We start from the raw sequence: 15,964 nt of genomic DNA on the forward strand, positions 1-15,964 counted from the left end.
CGATAATGAACAAAAAAACACCTTTTGAGAAAGGTGCTTTTATGATGATTAAAAGATTGCTTTAATCCCTACTAGAACAAGCCCAATTAAAAAGCCGCAAACGGCTCCATTGACGCGAATCCATTGTAAATCTTTGCCGACATTGGTTTCAATCATGGTCACTAGCGTTTTTGTATCGAGCTTATCGAGATTTTCTTTCACAAGCTGCCCAACCTTGGCGTGATTTTTATCAATAAATCCAGTAATGTGCGATTTAATCCAGGATTCTAATTGGTCCATTTTATCCTTATCGGAAATAAGGTCGCTTAAATAATCCTTGATAAACGGCAGGACATACTCTGCATAAAAGTCTGGTTCTTCGACAAACTCCAATGCTTTTTGCCTGATTTGGCTTAACAGTTCGTTGATTTTTTCTTCTGCCTGCCAGTTTTCAATTAATTGGGATTTGAATTGGTTCAGCTCTAGATATACTTTTTCATCAGATTTAATGCTTTCCAGCTTTTGATGGATATGGATTAACAATGTTTGCCGGTTTTGATTAAACGGGTCTCGGAAACTGTCAATTCCTTTAAGAATCAGGTTTTGGATCATGCTCCCCAATTTTTCTTCGTTGATAAGATTGCTAAAGGAACGCAACGCAATCTGCATAAACCCATCCACTTTTATATTTTCAATCATGTCAACAGCCATGCCGCCAAGCCGGTATTTTGTAGTATCTTTCTTAGCCCATTCATCAACTTCTGCAATGAATAAATCCAGCGCTTTTTCGTCGTATTTCCTTAGGGAGATTTGATCAATTAATAATGGGATGTAATCCTTGATATCCAAAGAGTTTAGATGCGTTTTCAATTCCTTTTCAACGATTGGAGCCAGTTTGTTTACATTAATCATTGTAATCAAATGCTTTGTAAGGCCGGTTAGACTTTGTTTAACAGCATCCGAATGGATTTCTTGATTTACAACAGCAAATATTTTATCTGTAAATCGGAACCCCCCAATTTTCTCACGGATACTTTCCTTTGTAAGCCAATCATTCTCCAGCATGGCAATGATTTTGCCAATGATTTTTTCACGGTTCTTAGGCAGCAGTGCAGTATGGGGAATCGGAACTCCCAGCGGTTGCCGAAACAGGGCAGTAACCGCAAACCAGTCCGCAAGCCCGCCAACCAGCCCCGCTTCAAAGCCGCCCTGGAAAATTGTTTTCCAAATGGATGGCGGAAGTGGAATGGTGGCTAGAAATCCGACTGCCATTACAATTAGCGAAATAGTCGCCAAATGTTTTGAATTTCCTTTTGTTCCTGTCATCTTTGTACCCCTCGTTTATAAGATGAAAATAACATTTGACGCTATTATCTCAATAAATCTTTATAAAAAGCAAAAAAAACCTCTTAAAAAGCTTCCCAATATGTGAAAACTCCTCTCAGTTTAGAGAGGAGCTTTTCTTTTCTGGCTTTATATGGGTGATGAGTCCATCTAAATCAGTTATATAAAACTGAGTTTTTGGCTCGAATTTTAGATATTTCTCCTGCTGGAGCTGATAATAATTCACCTTATGAAGCGGGTCAAATTGCAGCATCGGGTATTTTTTCTGCTCCTTGACGTAACTGTCTACGGCCTTTTGAACCATATCCATTTCAACAGGAATATCTTTTTCATGTTCTTCAAATAGATCATACGTTTCTTTTGACATATAAAAGTTTTTTGATGGAATCCCGCCTAGTAAATGGGCCAATTGGGTAAAGTCTATACTGTTATCATCATTAACAAGGATAGTTCGATAGACTCCTTTTGGGAGGTTATCGGAAAATTCCCTGACTGCTTTTCGCACCTCCTCAATTGAAACTTCAATGATTGGATATTTACTCGTGTCGACTGCCGCCTTTTTAGCAGAGTTTTGCTCCTCCTGCTTCCCTTGTTGGAGTGGAGTTTTAAAATATTTCTGCACCATGGAATAAACGGTTATGCCACCAAGGCCAATTCCTAAAAATGTCCCGATTAAGGTGAATATGGGATCTTTCCCAAATCTTCCATCGAGAAAACTGCCCAGTTTATAACCGCCAAATACACAAAGAGCAATTGTGATGCCAAACACCATATTTAAAGAAAGGGTTTTCATTAGAAAGTTCGTAAATTCATTCCAATGTTCGTCATTCTTGTTTTTTCCCTTTTCGAAAAATCTTCTAACTTCTTTTATCATTTCTTCAGAAACATTATTCTCTTTAAAAAACCCTTCCAAATACTCTTTTTCCGATTTACCTTCATTTTTTAGCAGGCAAGCTGTTTTTTCAACGGAGCCCTTCGTGTAATGGACATAAATCCATTTTTCTTCAAATCCTAATTCGAGATTCTCTGTTACTCGGCCCAAGTATTTTGTAAACTTGTGCTTCATCATTACGCCCCCTTAATTTGTTCTGTATGTGAAAAGGACAGGCTGTGAGCAGGGAATGCTTCAGTTTTTGCCTCTTTTAGGATTTGTCTCGCTTCCTCTTTAGCTGATTGGATGATAAGCTTCGCTTCACCTTCGGTTCGCTTTCTGATTTCTCTTGCATCAATCTTAGCCTGCTTGAGGATTTGTTCGCTAATTTGCAGATTATTTTCAGCCTCAAGCTTATATTGCTCAGTTAATTGCAATTGGTTTTGAATCTGGTGTTTTCGATTCTCAAGAATACCAACGAGCTTTTTAAATACAAGCTTTTTTAAGATTAATACAAGTACGGTAAAAATTAAAGCCTGGTAAATCATCGTCCCCAACGATATAGGCAATCCCAATACTGTAATGTCCCCCAATTCCTTTTCTCCCCTTTCTATAGATTATGTTAAACGGTGAGCAATGTAAACCATAGTTAATGTAACAAAAATATAAGCCTGGATTGCCCCAATAAAAATGCAGAACGCCTGCCAAATAATCATCGGGACTGCCGCAAGTGAGGCAATAACAAAACCTTTCGTTACCGCCGCAGCCAGTAAGGCAAGCATGACCTCGCCGGCGTAAATATTTCCGAATAAACGAAGCCCTAAGGTTAATGTCGTGGCAAATTGCTCAATTACATTAATCGGAAACAAAAATTTAAACGGCTTAAAAAAGCTTACTAAATAATGTTTAAATCCGTTTTCACGAATATCGATAAAATGGGTATATACGATAATCATGATTGCTAGTGTCATAGTTACATGGGCATCTGCAGTTGGAGATTTCCACCAGGTAACTGGATGCTCCTCTGCCGTCATGATGGAAAAGGGGACCCCCATTAAATTTGCAATGAATAAATACATTAATAGAGAAACACCAGTAGATAAAATAAATAAATTGTTGGCTTTTCCCATTGAAGTATTCATTATGTCTTCTACAAACTCGAGAAGCCACTCCATAAAATTTTGCCACTTGTTTGGTATGTATGTATCGGGATTTCGTGTAAATAAATAGGCAATAAGAAAAACAATGATGGCTGCAACAGTGGTTGTCAGAATGATCGACAAGTCAAACGTTAAGTTCATCCACTCAATTTGAGGTTTGGCGTGTTCCATGATGTCCACCCCCTTTCATAACCAGGTAGGGAACTAACATGATGAGGAACGGAAGAAGTGAAGTTCGCATCTATAGTATAACAGAAAAGATTATTATTGCATGATAGTTCACAATTTATTCCTAATTTTCAGAATATAAAAGTGTAGCCATGCTTTTAAAGGTAGTAAACATTGCACAGTTGAAAATTTTATTATTAGACACCTTTTTTAGAAAAAAACACCTTTTCACTGCAACCCTTTTTGCTTTTAATCGTCTTATATTATGTTGTACAATAATCAAGTTGTTAAATTTAGAGAAAATGGGGGAGAAACCATGAAGAAATTTCTAGTATCACTTTCAGCCTTAGCGCTAGTTCTCGGTCTTGCTGCTTGCTCAAGCAATGATGAAAGCAAAACGGAAGAAAAGGATACGAAAAAAACCGAGGAAGCTGCAGCTCCAAAAAATAATGTTAAAAAAGATTTAGTCAAATTCTATAATGGGCTTGCAGAAAAGATCAACGCTAAAGATGGCGATTTAAATGCATATGAAGCTAAAGCGGCAAAGAAAGATCCTAAACCGGAAGATTTGCCGACTGCTGAAGACAGAGCTAAGGCAAGTGAATCTGCTGCAGCTGTGGCAGCAGAGTTAAATAGCACGCAAATTCCAGCGGAGTTAAAAGACCATCAGGCCGACCTCGAAGCAGCTGTAAAACAATACGCCGCCGCTTATCAAGCAAAAGCAGATGAATTGAAAAAGGATGCACCAAACTTTGAAGCTGCTGAAGCCACTTATACAAAAGCGGAAGAAGCGCTCGGCAAAGTTTATGAGGCAGAAAAAATGTTCCCGCCAAGCCTGGGCAATCAAGTAAATTAATCTATTATAATGAACAAGCCGAGATGAAGGTCCCGGCTTGTTTTTATTTTTCCTTAATGAACGTTTCCAAACTCTTTATAGGTCACTTGGAGTTCATTTAAAAGTTGATCCACAGACAAATAAGTTTCAGTATTCTCAAAGAACCACATATCATTTTCTTCAATATAAAAGGCTATCCCATCCACTTGTTTCGTAAATGCTGCATTTGCTGGTGTTTCAATTGAAAAGGCAAGGCTGTAACCCTTATGTTTTTCACCAAAACCAGCATATTGCGGGTACATCCGAATGCTAAAAGGGTTATTAAATTCAAATTCTTTTTCGAACCAATTTACAGCTTTTTCATCAATTGTAATGAACATATTTTTAGCACCAACCTTTTGTTAATGTGGTTTATTTTGCAAAGAAAGTTCAGGTAAAAGATTACCTGGTTAAAGAATATAACTTTTTCACGTTAGTGCCTATGATAATGTTCACTGTTTTACTAAAATGGATGAAGTGTTAAAAAATGTTCATTATTTTCAAGGTTTGGACTGATAATAACCATATAATTGTTACTGTTATTGTAACATCCATAAGGTAAATACGGTGGTATGATAGGTGTAATCAGAAAGGGGTTATGGCAAATGGAAAACGAATTTGAAAAGTTATCCGAAAATGTTAATGATATAAAAAGTTTAATCAAAACTTTTAATGATACTCTGTACCATATCGAAAAAAGACTGGCTAGATTGGAAAAAGTGGATAGTATCGAACATAGGGTGGCAGTCAACCAGATTGATTTATCCGATATTAAGGAATCTTTGGAACGTATCGAAAGCAAACAGGGAAGTGACATCCACCATTTAAATCGCCGCTTGGATACTCACCTTGTAAAAATTGCAAAAGTGGAGGAAGAAATTCTTATGTTAAAATCAAAATGAAAATAAAAAGATTAGGAAAAGAATCCTAATCTTTTTATTTTGATTTCGAAAAGAGAGCGCTTACTTGCTTTTGATTAATGCTTTAACGCCGTAATAGAGTATAGCCAATGCAAAGATTAGAATTGCGAGAGCGCCAATAACATGAAAGAATGATGACAGTCCGGCTAGAAATGAGATGGCTGGCATTTTAACAAGGGCAAAGCCTGCTAAAATACAAGCTAAAAATAAAACAGCTGTTTGATTCATTTTTTATCCCCTCCTTAATAGCAACATATGCAAGACGGTTGTCCAATGTATAGTTCAACTGTCCCATTTTTGGGGGCAAAAAAAAAACAAACCCGTTACAGGTTTGTTTAGTATAGCACCTCGGATTTCGAGAGGGCAATTTGCTGGATGTTTGCCTCGCCGTCCTTGGCTAGTTTGGTCACTTCAATATATTTAATGTGGTGCTCTTCCATTTCAATGATTTTAAAGGCAAACGACTCATGAATCATTACGTCGCCTTCTTTGGCCTCATAATTTTCGGTCAATATCCAGCCGCCGATTGTATCGACATCTTCATCGTCAATTTCAACCCCCAACAAGTCATTAACCTCGGAAACTAAAACCTTTGAATCTATAATATAATGGTAGTCTTTGATTTTACGAATCTCGGGAATTTCATCATTATCAAATTCATCCCGTATTTCTCCGACAATCTCTTCAAGGATGTCCTCAACCGTTACCAGCCCTGAAGTGCCGCCGTATTCGTCCATTAATACCGCCATATGCAGGCGGTCTTTTTGCATCTTTACAAGAAGATCGTGGATAGGAATCGTCTCAATAACCCGAATTATCGGGCGAATATAGTCTTCTAATGTTTGGCTGAACATTTTTTCATTTCCAATCAAATCTGTCATAATTTCTTTTATATTGACAAGACCGATAATATGGTCCTTATCTCCATCAATGACAGGATATCTGGTGAACTTTTCCTCCCGGACAATCTTGAGCACGTTTTCAAGGGTTTCATCCTTGGATAACGATACTATTTCTGTCCTTGGAACCATAATCTCTTTGGCAATGCGGTCATCAAAGTCAAAAATTTTATTCACATACTTAAACTCTGATTGGTTAATTTCGCCACTTTTATAGCTTTCCGAAAGGATAATTCGCAGCTCTTCCTCGGTATGGGCAATTTCATTTTCGGATACAGGCTTTAATCCAAAGATCCTGGAGACAATCCGGGCTGAGCCATTCAGCACCCATATAAACGGATACATCACCTTATAAAAAAAGATTAGCGGCCGTGATAAAGTGAGGGTAATCCATTCGGCCTTTTGAATGGCCAGGGTTTTAGGGGCCAGTTCTCCAACCACTACATGCAAAAACGTTATCGACGCAAAGGCAATTGAAATCGATAAAATTTTTGTAGCACTTTCAGGGATGTTCAAGGCCAAGAACACCGGACCAAGCAAATGCTCGATCGTTGATTCCCCAATCCATCCTAGACCAAGAGCGGTAATTGTGATTCCCAACTGACAGGCTGAAAGATACTCATCCAGGTTTGAAGTTACCCGTTTCGCCGCGATGGCTCTCGAATTTCCTTCCTCGATTAACTGATCGATTCTTGAGCTTCTAATCTTAACAATAGCAAACTCTGAAGCTACAAAAAAAGCAGTTAACGCGATTAAAATGGCTATTAAAACCAAGTTAAATATGTCCAAATAAATTCCCTTATCCCGTCCAATAAGACGAGCAGGGTGTCACCTCCTAGTTTAATAAAAAATTAACTTGTAACCATTTTTAAAGACTTAATGAATGCCTTACTCAGGGAGACCCAAATTACTCGTTAACTTTTTCTTATGCTTAATCAATTTCGACATATAAATAAATTACTAATAATTATAAAGAATATAAACTATACAGTCAAACGTTCTAGGTTCGAGTAGGTAATCTTATCTACAATTTATGGTAAAATATAAACAATATGAACAAATTAATTCTAAATATTATGAAAAAAATTTTTAGGACAGAACGTCCCCTTATTCAGGTGACGCTCTAATTTTTTTCACTTCAATAAATAATATATGATGCCCCTCAATATCGTTGATCTTAAAACTAAAACCATCCTTTTCAATGAAGTCCCCCTGTTTGACATCGAACTTCTGGGTCAAAAACCAGCCGCCGATTGTGTCAACATCTTCATCATCGAGAGCAGTGCCCAATAAATCGTTTACCTCACTGATCAGTACCTTCCCATCCAGCAGATAATGGTTTTCTCCCAATTTTTGAATGAGCGGAAGCTCGTCCGTATCAAACTCATCGCGGATTTCGCCGACAATCTCTTCAAGTATGTCTTCAACGGTTACAATGCCTGCCGTCCCGCCATATTCATCGGATAGAATCGCCAGGTGTGAGCGGTTTTTTTGCAGCTTCAACAACAACTCTTGTATTGGAATTGTCTCGAGGACATGAATCGCAGGTTTCAAGTAATGCATGAGCGGTTGTTCGCCGTTGCATTTTTGCCGAATGCAATCGGTTAAGACCTCCTTGATGTTGACTACCCCTAAAATATTGTCCTTGTCGCCATCGATAACCGGATACCGGGTATATCCTTCCTTACTGACAGTGTCGATAATCTCTTCTAGGGCAGCATCTTTGGAGAATGTAATAACCTCGGTTCTCGGCACCATGATTTCTTTGGCAATCCTGTCGTCAAATTCAAAAATCCGATTCATGTAACGATATTCGGACTGATTAATTTCCCCACTTTCATAGCTTTGTGATAGAATCAGCCGTAACTCTTCTTCAGACATAACCATATCTTGCTCTGAGACCGGCTTAATCCCGAATAGTCCCGTGACAAAACGGGCCGAGCGATTTAATGCCCAAATAAACGGAAACATCAACTTGTAAAACCAAATTAATGATGGAGCGAATAGCAAAATAATTTCCTCCGATTTTTGAATAGCGAAGGTTTTTGGGGAAAGTTCCCCTATAACTACGTGAACAAATGTAATTAAAATGAAGGAAAAAATGACTGAGATGATATGCACTAGTGATGCCGGAATATGAACCCAGTTAAAAACGGGATTTAACAGGGTTCGAATGGTTGGTTCCCCGAGCCAGCCCAAAATTAATGAAGTAATCGTAATTCCAACCTGTGTGGCCGATAAATAGCCATCCAAATTGGAAATAACCTTCTTGGCCGCCTGCGCTTTTTTGTGACCTTCGGCCACAAGTTGATCGATCCTTGTTACCCGCACTCTTACAATTGCAAATTCTGAAGCGACAAAATAAGCGGTAAAAGCAATCAGGATCATAATTGTTAAAATATTTATCCAAATCATCGGTCGCCTTACAGCTTGGTAAGGCACGCCACCTCACTTACATTACTCTTTCTCTCATTATTGCCTTATTGGGCAAATTCTACTTGTATAAAATATAAAAAAGCTGTCATTGTAGTGACAGCCATTTTAATGTTGTTGTTAATATGCCTTTGCATGATTGCCATTCCATTCGCGGGCAAGCTTGCTATAGATGATGATGTCGTGGAAATAGCCATTTAAATGCTCGCCATCTCGGATCGTTCCTTCTTTTTTAAAACCGAGCCTTTCGGGAATGGCCTGGCTTTTATAGTTTTCAACGCCGCAGCGGATTTCAATGCGGTTTAATCCTAGATCATAGAAGGCATAATTTAGTACTCCTTTAACTGTACGTGTGATGATTCCGTGCCCTTCCGCGTTCTTGGCAAGATAGTAGCCGATGGAGGCTATTTTATTGTACCAGTCAATTTGATGGAGGCCGATTGACCCTACAAGAGTGCCTTTATAGACAATACCAAGATTACAGGCATTGCCTTCCGCAAATTGATTTAGCCAGACGGGAATGACCGATTCAAATTGATATGGCGAAGTCATACTGTCCACCCATGGCAGCCACCTGCGCAAATGTTCCCGATTCTCTTCCACCAATTGATAAAGCTGCAATGTATGATGACGTTGAAACAATTGGAGTTCAATTTCATGATCAACCTTTAAAGTAAACATGAGGCAATACTCCTGTAAAATTTTTACTACATCATATGCAAACAGTTCCCGGCTGACAGTTAAATTAGAGAAGATTATAAAAATCCTAAAAAACATAAGCAGCTCGTATCGGTGATTTTTCCTTGTCAAACCGGAGAAACAATAGTATAGTCGGAAGTGGAATAAGTGAATATTTCCACAGGGGGAGCTGCCATTTGCGCGGCTGAGAGTGAACGTTCGAGTTCTGACCCTATGAACCTGTTAGTTAATACTAGCGTAGGGATGTGGTTTTGCCTAAGTATTTAAGCAATGCAGACAAACCTATGTCGTGCATTGCTTTTTTTATTGGAAAAACTAATATCCCCTTGCTCGGGAAGCTACACAGGTAGCTAAGTACCATTTCACAAAGGGGGAGATTGAAAGTGAACAGCAAGAAAAGTAACACACGTTTCATCGCGGAGGTCGCCGTTTTTTCGGCACTAGCCTATTTATTGGATTTGGCGGCTAATATCATGTCGTTAAAAATTTGGCCCCAGGGCGGGTCGATTTCCATTGCCATGGTGCCGGTATTCTTGATTGCCTACCGTTGGGGCATAAAAGGCGGTTTGTTAACCGGATTTTTGCTAGGGTTATTGCAATTTATTCTTGGATTTGCCCAAATTTATACGATCATTCAAGGAATAATCGATTATTTTATTGCCTTTACTGTCGTTGGTTTATCAGGTGTCTTTGCGGGTCAAATTAAAAAGTCTTTTGAGAAAGGAGAAAGAACCAAATGGATGACCTATGTTACCTTTGGTGCCTTTCTTGGCAGTTTGTTCCGCTATATATGCCATGTTTTCTCCGGAATTGTCTTTTTCGGCGAATATGCTCCGGAAGGCCAGCCGGTAGTTTTATATTCGCTGGTCTATAATGGAACCTATATGCTGCCAAACTTCATTGTTAGTTCGATTATCATTATTTTGGTAATTTCAGCCATGCCTAAAAAAATGTTTCTTCATGAAGCGTAAAATATTCAGGAAAAAGAAAAGCCTGCAAAGCTTTTCTTTTTTTTTTCGAACAATTGTCAAAAATACCACTTCAAAACTCAAAAAAAAGAGTTATAATGACTATATAAGAAAGAGAATCATTCTCAATTAACATAGATTGGGTGATAACGTCATGTTTGGTACATTAAAAGCTGGGGATAAAGGAAAAATTATCGATATTTCTCATGTAAGCCACCTTGTACAAAGAAGACTACTGGATTTGGGAATCACCGAAGGGTCTGAGGTGTGTGTGAAATGTGTCATGCCATTTGGCGGCCCAATAATGATTGAATCATGCGGCCAATGTGTTGGAATTCGCCGCAAGGAAGCGGTTCAGATTGAAGTGGTGAGGGTATAATGGAAATCGCTCTTATAGGTAACCCGAATACAGGGAAGACATCGTTGTTTAATAATCTAACAGGATCCTATGAGTACGTCGGCAACTGGAGCGGAGTTACGGTTGAAAAAAAGGTCGGGGTCTTTAAAAATAATATTGGTCATCTGATTGATTTGCCTGGGGTTTATACACTTAACCCTCTGTCTCGCGATGAAGGCGTTGTTACTTCGTTCTTTTTAAATGAACCGGTTGACCGTTTGCTTAATATTTTGGATGCGTCACAATTAGAACGGAATTTGCACTTGACTCTGCAATTGCTTGAATACGATCGGCCTGTTTTAATCGGCTTGAATATGATGGATGTCGCCAACAAGCGAGGAATTCATATCGACGTGAACAAGTTGTCTGACATTCTTGGCGTGCCGGTTGTGCCTGTTGTGGCCCGAAGTGGCAAGGGCTGCGACAAGTTGGTTGATGTCATTTCGACAAAGTCGCTTAAACCTGTCAGTAAGAACCTTGTTTATTATGGCAAAGAAGTGGAGTCGGCCATTACAGAACTAGCCCGGGAGATCTCCGGAAAAGCCGATCGTTCACACCGCTGGCTGGCCATTCAGTATTTTGAAGGAAACACTTATGTTAAGGATTACTTGGAATCTATCGCCGGCGAGCAAAAATTAACAGCGATCGCGTCAAAATTGGCGGCAGAGTTATTAAATCGCTATGATGCAAAATCAATGGCAAACTTTATTTATTTAAAAAGAAAAGAAGCGATTGAGAAAATTGCTGCTGATGTTGCAATCAAAAAGGATGCCGTCATTCCGCTGTCAGAAAAAATCGATGCTATTGTAACAAATAAGTATTTGGGCATGCCGATTTTCTTACTGTTCATGTACCTCATGTTCATGCTGACATTTGATTGGCTGGGAACGCCCTTATCAGACCTGTTGGATGGTTTATTAACCGGACCCATTACAACTTGGTTTGAAACAGCGTTAACTGCTGTAAATGCGTCCGATTTTATTCAAGCGTTAGTTCTTGAAGGCTTGGTGGCAGGTGTTGGCGGAGTTCTCGTGTTTGTTCCGCAGATCTTTATTCTTTTCTTCTTTATTTCGTTATTGGAGGACTCAGGGTATATGGCCCGAGTTGCGCTAGTCATGGACAGAATTATGGAATCTGTGGGACTGAACGGAAAAGCGTTCATTCCGATGATGATCGGTTTTGGCTGTAACGTGCCGGGAATCATGGCTGCAAGAACGATTGAAACACCGCGGGAACGGCTGTTAACGATTTTGTTGACACCGCTCATGTCATGTTCGGCACGGCTTCCGGTTTATGCGCTGTTTGTCGGAGCGTTTTTTGCCGGACATAAAGCCTTCATTGTTCTCAGTCTGTATGTACTAGGTATCGTTGTTGCGCTGACTTTGGCAAAAATCTTTTCTTCGACTTTATTAAAATCAGAAACTTCGTTATTTGTGATTGAACTGCCGCCATACCGGCTGCCGCAATTCCAGTCGCTATGGAGAAGTACCTGGGATAAAGGAAAAGGTTTCGTCCGGAAGGCGGGAACTTTTATCTTTGCCGGTTCTGTTTTCATCTGGCTATTGTCATACGCAGGCCCTCATGGATTAAAAGTGGAGATGGATGACAGCTTTTTAGCGGTAATCGGAGGTGTCCTTGCCCCAATATTGGAGCCAATCGGATTTGGCACCTGGCAGGCAGCCGCTTCGTTAATTACGGGTTTCCTTGCCAAGGAAGCAATCATTTCGACGATGAATATCATTTATTTTGTTCCGAATGATGCCAGCCTGCAAGGATTGCTGGCAGACTATTACTCGCCGCTGGCAGCCTACAGCTTTATGGTATTTATTTTATTGTACATTCCATGCCTTGCGACGGTTGCAACGATTTTTAAAGAAACCGGGTCAAAAAAATGGACGACCTTTTCGATCGGTTATGCTCTTGCGATTGCTTATGTTCTTTCATTGATCATCTATCAGGGCGGAAGGTTGTTTGGATTAAGCTAAAAGTAAAGGGAGTGGAGGAAAATGGTTGCCAGCATCTTGATTGGGACTGCGATATTTGGTTATGCCGCTTGGGCAATGGTGAAATTTATCAATAAATCTAAAAAAGGCAAATGCGCTGCCTGTGATTTGAAAAAATCATGTTCAAGTGGGTGCGGCATCCCGTCTGAAATGAAATAAAAAGAATTAAACTGCTATTGTACCAGATAGCAGTTTTTTGCATTTTTATAGGGTTATTGCTTTTAAATCAAGAGAGGTTAGTGTAAAATTTCACTAGAAGCTAGTGAAGGAAGGGCTTAAGATGACCAGGGATGAAATTATCAGGAGTGTTTCGGATAAACTCCGATTAATCCGAACTGAAGCAGGTTACACGCAGGATAAAATGGCAGACATCATCGGTGTATCAAAAAAAACACTTGTCCAAATTGAAAAAGGAAGATTGCTTGCCAACTGGTCTACGGTCGTTTCCATCTGTGCCTTATTCCGCGAAACGGAAACAGTCCAATTTTTATTTGGGAACGAACCATTGGAAGTATTGGAAACTGTCGCTCGGGAAGGCATTGATGTTCGGAAAACCAAAACGCTTGGCGGCCGGATTTGGTGGCGGGTCATTCAGCGGAAAAACGGATTTATTCTGCAGCAAAACGTCCTTAGTAAGCATTACCGAATCCTCGATGATAGAAATTACCGGATTTTCTCAAGCTTTGATGAGAAGCTTTCCAAACACCGCTTTAAGGAATTGACTACGGAAGTTTAGGAAATAAAGATGGGACGAGTTCCTGTCTTTTTATTTTTGGCGCGTTTTGGTCATAAAACGGCCGAAGCTACCGAATATTATACCTGTTATCACTACCGATCTATCTTTTTCGTATTTACGCATCTTCGGAGGTAGAATGATGGGATTTTTAAAGAATTTAAAAAAATGGCATGTGCTTCAGATTATTTTGCTAACTGGATTAATACTTATTTTATTGTTTTTTGGAGCGTTGCATTATTTTTCCAAGGGCGCCGATATTTCTGGCTTAAAAAATGAACTGCCGCAGCCGACGGTATTTTACGATGCTGGTGGGAACATTGCTAGCAAGGTGTCGGCCAATAAAAATGAAGGGGTACCGATTAAAGAAGTCCCCAATTCGATGATAAATGCCGTGATTGCCATTGAGGACCACCGCTTTTACCGTCATAATGGTGTTGATTTAATTGGCACATCGCGGGCGCTTGTTCGCGATATTAAAGCAGGTGCGATGGTCGAAGGCGGAAGCACCATCACCCAGCAGTTAATTAAAAATACACTACTCACTTCGCAAAAAACTATGACGCGAAAAATGCAGGAGGTCTTTTTGGCATTGGCCGTTGAACGGGAATATTCCAAACAGGAAATTCTGCAAATGTATGTTAACCAAATTTACTTCGGAAACGGGGCCTGGGGGATCAAGCAGGCCGCCAGCAAATATTTCGGGAAGGACGTTCAGGACCTGTCCATTGGTGAATCTGCATTGCTAGCCGGGCTAATCAAGGCGCCTTCTGCATTAAACCCGTATCATCATATGAATAAGGCAATAGACAGGCGCAACCTTGTTTTATTGCAAATGAAAAATCATGGGTACATTTCAACTGCTGAGTACGAAGGGGCAAGAAGGGAAAAAGTCGTGCTGAACGATAAAGGCGGCGATCCGTTTCGTGGGAAATTTCCATATTATGTGGATGGGGTATTATATGAAGCCATTAACAAGTACGGGCTTTCCCAGGATGAATTGCTGACAGGCGGGTACCAAATTTATACCGAGCTTGATCCGGTCATGCAGTCTGCAATGGAGAAGACGTACCAAAATGACGCATTATTTCCAAAGGGAGCAGACCGGCTTGTCCAAAGCGGCGGTGTCCTGGTCGATCCGAAAACGGGCGGGGTAAGGGCGCTTGTCGGCGGCCGGGGAGATCATACGTTTATGGGCTATAACCGTGCCGTTCAATTGAAAACACAGCCGGGGTCTTCGTTTAAGCCATTGGCAGTTTATGTGCCAGCATTGGAAGAAGGCTGGAAGCTTACTGATATGCTGAAGGATGAGCAGATGAAGTATGGCAATTACCAGCCGAAAAATCATAATTCCCAATACGAGGGAGAAGTGCCGATGTATGAGGCGGTCATGGAATCGAAAAATACTTCGGCGGTGTGGCTTTTAAATGAAATCGGCCTTGAAAAAGGGGTCAATTCTGTCGAAAGGTTTGGATTCCAATTGGCGAAAGAGGATAAGAACCTGGCGATGGCACTCGGTGGCCTGCATAAAGGAATTGCCCCCATTGATATGGCCGAGGCGTTTTCCGTGTTTCCGAACAATGGGGTTCGGGTTGAAGCACATGCGATTACGAAAATCGTTGACCGTGACGGAAAAATTATTTCAGAGTGGAAAGCGAAAAAGGAAAGAGTCACAACAAAAGCGGTCACTGACAATATGACGACGATGCTGCTCGGAGTTGTCGAACACGGTACGGGAAAGGCTGCACAAATCCCCGGCCGCGAAACGGCAGGAAAAACTGGCTCCACCCAGGTCCCAATTAAGGGGGTAAATGGTGTCAAGGATCAATGGTTTGTCGGCTACACGCCTCAATTGGTCGGCGCCATCTGGGTCGGTTACGACAAAACCGATGCAACGCATTTTTTAACACCAACCAGTGATGCCGGTGCCGCTGCCGTATTCCGGGAAACGATGAAGGAAGCACTGGCGAATACGCCAGTTGAGAAATTTGGAGTGTCCCATGTCGGTGAGTTGATTGAAAAACGGGAACAAGAAAAGTTGTATGAGAATTTCCAAAAGAATTTTGACAACGAAATCCACAAATGGGAAGAAAAGTGGAACAAACAAAAGGAAAAATGGGAAAAGAAGCGGAAGGATAAAGGAAAGGGCAACGGAAAAGGTAACGGTAACGGAAAAGGTAAAGATAAGGATTGAGTGGTTTAGGCACAGGGTGCGAATTAGCCCCTGTGCTTTTTTGGTGTGATTACTTGTGCTGATAGGAGTTCTACGTGCCCGAAACGGTTGGAAAAATGAGCGGGAGGTTACGTATCGGTGTTCTACGTGCCCAAAATGGTTGGACAAAGGAGAAATTGGTCACGTAGCGGTGTTCTACGTGCCCAAAATGCTTGGACAAAGAAGAAATTGGTCACGTAGAGGGTTTCTACGTGACCAAAATGGCGGGGAAAAAGAGAAATCGGTCACGTATCAGCTATATCAGCCCCTTCTGTTCCCGCCTTTGCGATTCCTACAATTATAA

The 15,964-nt window shown here is 40.5% G+C and carries 18 protein-coding genes and 1 riboswitch; of the genes, 9 read left to right on the plus strand and 9 right to left on the minus strand.

Going from position 1 to position 15,964, the window contains the following annotated elements; all coding sequences use genetic code 11:
- Nucleotides 1-48: 48 nt before the first annotated feature.
- The 4 genes from AR334_RS20405 to atpB form a co-directional block, all read right to left on the minus strand.
- On the minus strand, nt 49-1,305 hold the full coding sequence (locus AR334_RS20405; protein WP_066316617.1) for a DUF445 domain-containing protein: 1,257 nt from the start codon (nt 1,303-1,305) through the stop codon (nt 49-51).
- Nucleotides 1,306-1,420: 115 nt separating this feature from the next.
- Nucleotides 1,421-2,392, minus strand: coding sequence for an AtpZ/AtpI family protein (locus AR334_RS20410; RefSeq protein WP_253701330.1), 972 nt, complete (start codon nt 2,390-2,392; stop codon nt 1,421-1,423).
- Nucleotides 2,392-2,787 carry an ATP synthase F0 subunit B gene (locus AR334_RS20415; protein ID WP_066316621.1) on the minus strand — a complete coding sequence of 132 codons (396 nt, stop codon included), beginning with the start codon at nt 2,785-2,787 and terminating at the stop codon, nt 2,392-2,394. The genes AR334_RS20410 and AR334_RS20415 overlap by 1 nt, the downstream gene beginning before the upstream one ends.
- A 24-nt stretch (nt 2,788-2,811) precedes the next feature.
- Nucleotides 2,812-3,525 carry a F0F1 ATP synthase subunit A gene (gene atpB, locus AR334_RS20420; protein ID WP_066316622.1) on the minus strand — a complete coding sequence of 238 codons (714 nt, stop codon included), beginning with the start codon at nt 3,523-3,525 and terminating at the stop codon, nt 2,812-2,814.
- A gap of 313 nt (nt 3,526-3,838) precedes the next feature.
- On the opposite strand from atpB, the gene AR334_RS20425 reads away from it, so the two are divergent.
- On the plus strand, nt 3,839-4,378 hold the full coding sequence (locus AR334_RS20425) for a hypothetical protein (protein ID WP_066316624.1): 540 nt from the start codon (nt 3,839-3,841) through the stop codon (nt 4,376-4,378).
- A 53-nt stretch (nt 4,379-4,431) separates the two neighbouring features.
- On the opposite strand, the gene AR334_RS20430 is transcribed toward AR334_RS20425, so the two are convergent.
- The gene (locus tag AR334_RS20430; protein WP_066316627.1) at nt 4,432-4,737 is read right to left on the minus strand and encodes a HesB/YadR/YfhF family protein; all 306 of its coding nucleotides are present in this window, start codon (nt 4,735-4,737) and stop codon (nt 4,432-4,434) included.
- A gap of 264 nt (nt 4,738-5,001) precedes the next feature.
- Here AR334_RS20430 and AR334_RS20435 point away from each other — a divergent pair, with 264 nt between their 5' ends.
- On the plus strand, nt 5,002-5,298 hold the full coding sequence (locus tag AR334_RS20435) for a hypothetical protein (protein WP_066316630.1): 297 nt from the start codon (nt 5,002-5,004) through the stop codon (nt 5,296-5,298).
- Nucleotides 5,299-5,358: 60 nt separating this feature from the next.
- On the opposite strand, the gene AR334_RS20440 is transcribed toward AR334_RS20435, so the two are convergent.
- The 4 genes from AR334_RS20440 to AR334_RS20455 all read right to left on the minus strand — a co-directional run bounded on the left by AR334_RS20440 (nt 5,359) and on the right by AR334_RS20455 (nt 9,329).
- Complete coding sequence (locus AR334_RS20440; protein ID WP_066316636.1) at nt 5,359-5,544, minus strand: hypothetical protein; 186 nt, start codon at nt 5,542-5,544, stop codon at nt 5,359-5,361.
- A 107-nt stretch (nt 5,545-5,651) separates the two neighbouring features.
- On the minus strand, nt 5,652-7,004 hold the full coding sequence (locus tag AR334_RS20445) for a hemolysin family protein (protein ID WP_066316639.1): 1,353 nt from the start codon (nt 7,002-7,004) through the stop codon (nt 5,652-5,654).
- A 318-nt stretch (nt 7,005-7,322) separates the two neighbouring features.
- A complete protein-coding gene (locus AR334_RS20450) occupies nt 7,323-8,630 on the minus strand; it encodes a hemolysin family protein (RefSeq protein ID WP_066316641.1) in 1,308 nt (435 codons plus the stop codon).
- A 138-nt stretch (nt 8,631-8,768) separates the two neighbouring features.
- Nucleotides 8,769-9,329, minus strand: coding sequence for a GNAT family N-acetyltransferase (locus tag AR334_RS20455; protein ID WP_066316644.1), 561 nt, complete (start codon nt 9,327-9,329; stop codon nt 8,769-8,771).
- 170 nt (nt 9,330-9,499) lie between these two features.
- A riboswitch (TPP riboswitch) is annotated at nt 9,500-9,608 on the plus strand.
- Between the two features lie 122 nt (nt 9,609-9,730).
- Here AR334_RS20455 and thiT point away from each other — a divergent pair.
- The 7 genes from thiT (at nt 9,731) to AR334_RS20490 (ending at nt 15,964) form a co-directional block, all read left to right on the plus strand.
- Nucleotides 9,731-10,318 carry an energy-coupled thiamine transporter ThiT gene (gene thiT / locus AR334_RS20460; protein ID WP_066316651.1) on the plus strand — a complete coding sequence of 196 codons (588 nt, stop codon included), beginning with the start codon at nt 9,731-9,733 and terminating at the stop codon, nt 10,316-10,318.
- 151 nt (nt 10,319-10,469) lie between these two features.
- On the plus strand, nt 10,470-10,694 hold the full coding sequence (locus tag AR334_RS20465) for a FeoA family protein (protein ID WP_066316654.1): 225 nt from the start codon (nt 10,470-10,472) through the stop codon (nt 10,692-10,694).
- Nucleotides 10,694-12,697 (plus strand): ferrous iron transport protein B, encoded by a 2,004-nt coding sequence (gene feoB / locus AR334_RS20470; RefSeq protein ID WP_066316659.1) that lies wholly within the window; start codon nt 10,694-10,696, stop codon nt 12,695-12,697. Before AR334_RS20465 ends, feoB begins: the two co-directional genes overlap by 1 nt.
- Before the next feature lie 21 nt (nt 12,698-12,718).
- Nucleotides 12,719-12,874, plus strand: a complete 156-nt coding sequence (locus tag AR334_RS20475) for a FeoB-associated Cys-rich membrane protein (RefSeq protein ID WP_066316669.1) — start codon at nt 12,719-12,721, stop codon at nt 12,872-12,874.
- 121 nt (nt 12,875-12,995) lie between these two features.
- Entirely contained in the window at nt 12,996-13,451 is a 456-nt protein-coding gene (locus tag AR334_RS20480; protein WP_066316671.1) for a helix-turn-helix transcriptional regulator, read from the plus strand.
- Nucleotides 13,452-13,587: 136 nt separating this feature from the next.
- Entirely contained in the window at nt 13,588-15,642 is a 2,055-nt protein-coding gene (locus AR334_RS20485) for a transglycosylase domain-containing protein (protein WP_066316675.1), read from the plus strand.
- A 55-nt stretch (nt 15,643-15,697) separates the two neighbouring features.
- Entirely contained in the window at nt 15,698-15,964 is a 267-nt protein-coding gene (locus AR334_RS20490) for a hypothetical protein (protein ID WP_172799268.1), read from the plus strand.

Origin of the sequence: Bacillus sp. FJAT-29814, assembly GCF_001510715.1 — a bacterium.
In the GTDB taxonomy this organism is placed as follows: Bacteria; Bacillota; Bacilli; order Bacillales; family Cytobacillaceae; genus Neobacillus.

Coding starts and splice junctions, on each gene's coding strand:
- AR334_RS20450 (WP_066316641.1), bottom strand. CDS start 8,630: ATGATTTGGATAAATATTTTAACAATTATGATCCTGATTGCTTTTACC.
- AR334_RS20465 (WP_066316654.1), top strand. CDS start 10,470: ATGTTTGGTACATTAAAAGCTGGGGATAAAGGAAAAATTATCGATATT.
- AR334_RS20440 (WP_066316636.1), bottom strand. CDS start 5,544: ATGAATCAAACAGCTGTTTTATTTTTAGCTTGTATTTTAGCAGGCTTT.
- feoB (WP_066316659.1), top strand. CDS start 10,694: ATGGAAATCGCTCTTATAGGTAACCCGAATACAGGGAAGACATCGTTG.
- AR334_RS20455 (WP_066316644.1), bottom strand. CDS start 9,329: ATGTTTACTTTAAAGGTTGATCATGAAATTGAACTCCAATTGTTTCAA.
- AR334_RS20405 (WP_066316617.1), bottom strand. CDS start 1,305: ATGACAGGAACAAAAGGAAATTCAAAACATTTGGCGACTATTTCGCTA.
- atpB (WP_066316622.1), bottom strand. CDS start 3,525: ATGGAACACGCCAAACCTCAAATTGAGTGGATGAACTTAACGTTTGAC.
- AR334_RS20475 (WP_066316669.1), top strand. CDS start 12,719: ATGGTTGCCAGCATCTTGATTGGGACTGCGATATTTGGTTATGCCGCT.
- AR334_RS20480 (WP_066316671.1), top strand. CDS start 12,996: ATGACCAGGGATGAAATTATCAGGAGTGTTTCGGATAAACTCCGATTA.
- AR334_RS20435 (WP_066316630.1), top strand. CDS start 5,002: ATGGAAAACGAATTTGAAAAGTTATCCGAAAATGTTAATGATATAAAA.
- AR334_RS20430 (WP_066316627.1), bottom strand. CDS start 4,737: ATGTTCATTACAATTGATGAAAAAGCTGTAAATTGGTTCGAAAAAGAA.
- AR334_RS20410 (WP_253701330.1), bottom strand. CDS start 2,392: ATGATGAAGCACAAGTTTACAAAATACTTGGGCCGAGTAACAGAGAAT.
- AR334_RS20485 (WP_066316675.1), top strand. CDS start 13,588: ATGATGGGATTTTTAAAGAATTTAAAAAAATGGCATGTGCTTCAGATT.
- AR334_RS20425 (WP_066316624.1), top strand. CDS start 3,839: ATGAAGAAATTTCTAGTATCACTTTCAGCCTTAGCGCTAGTTCTCGGT.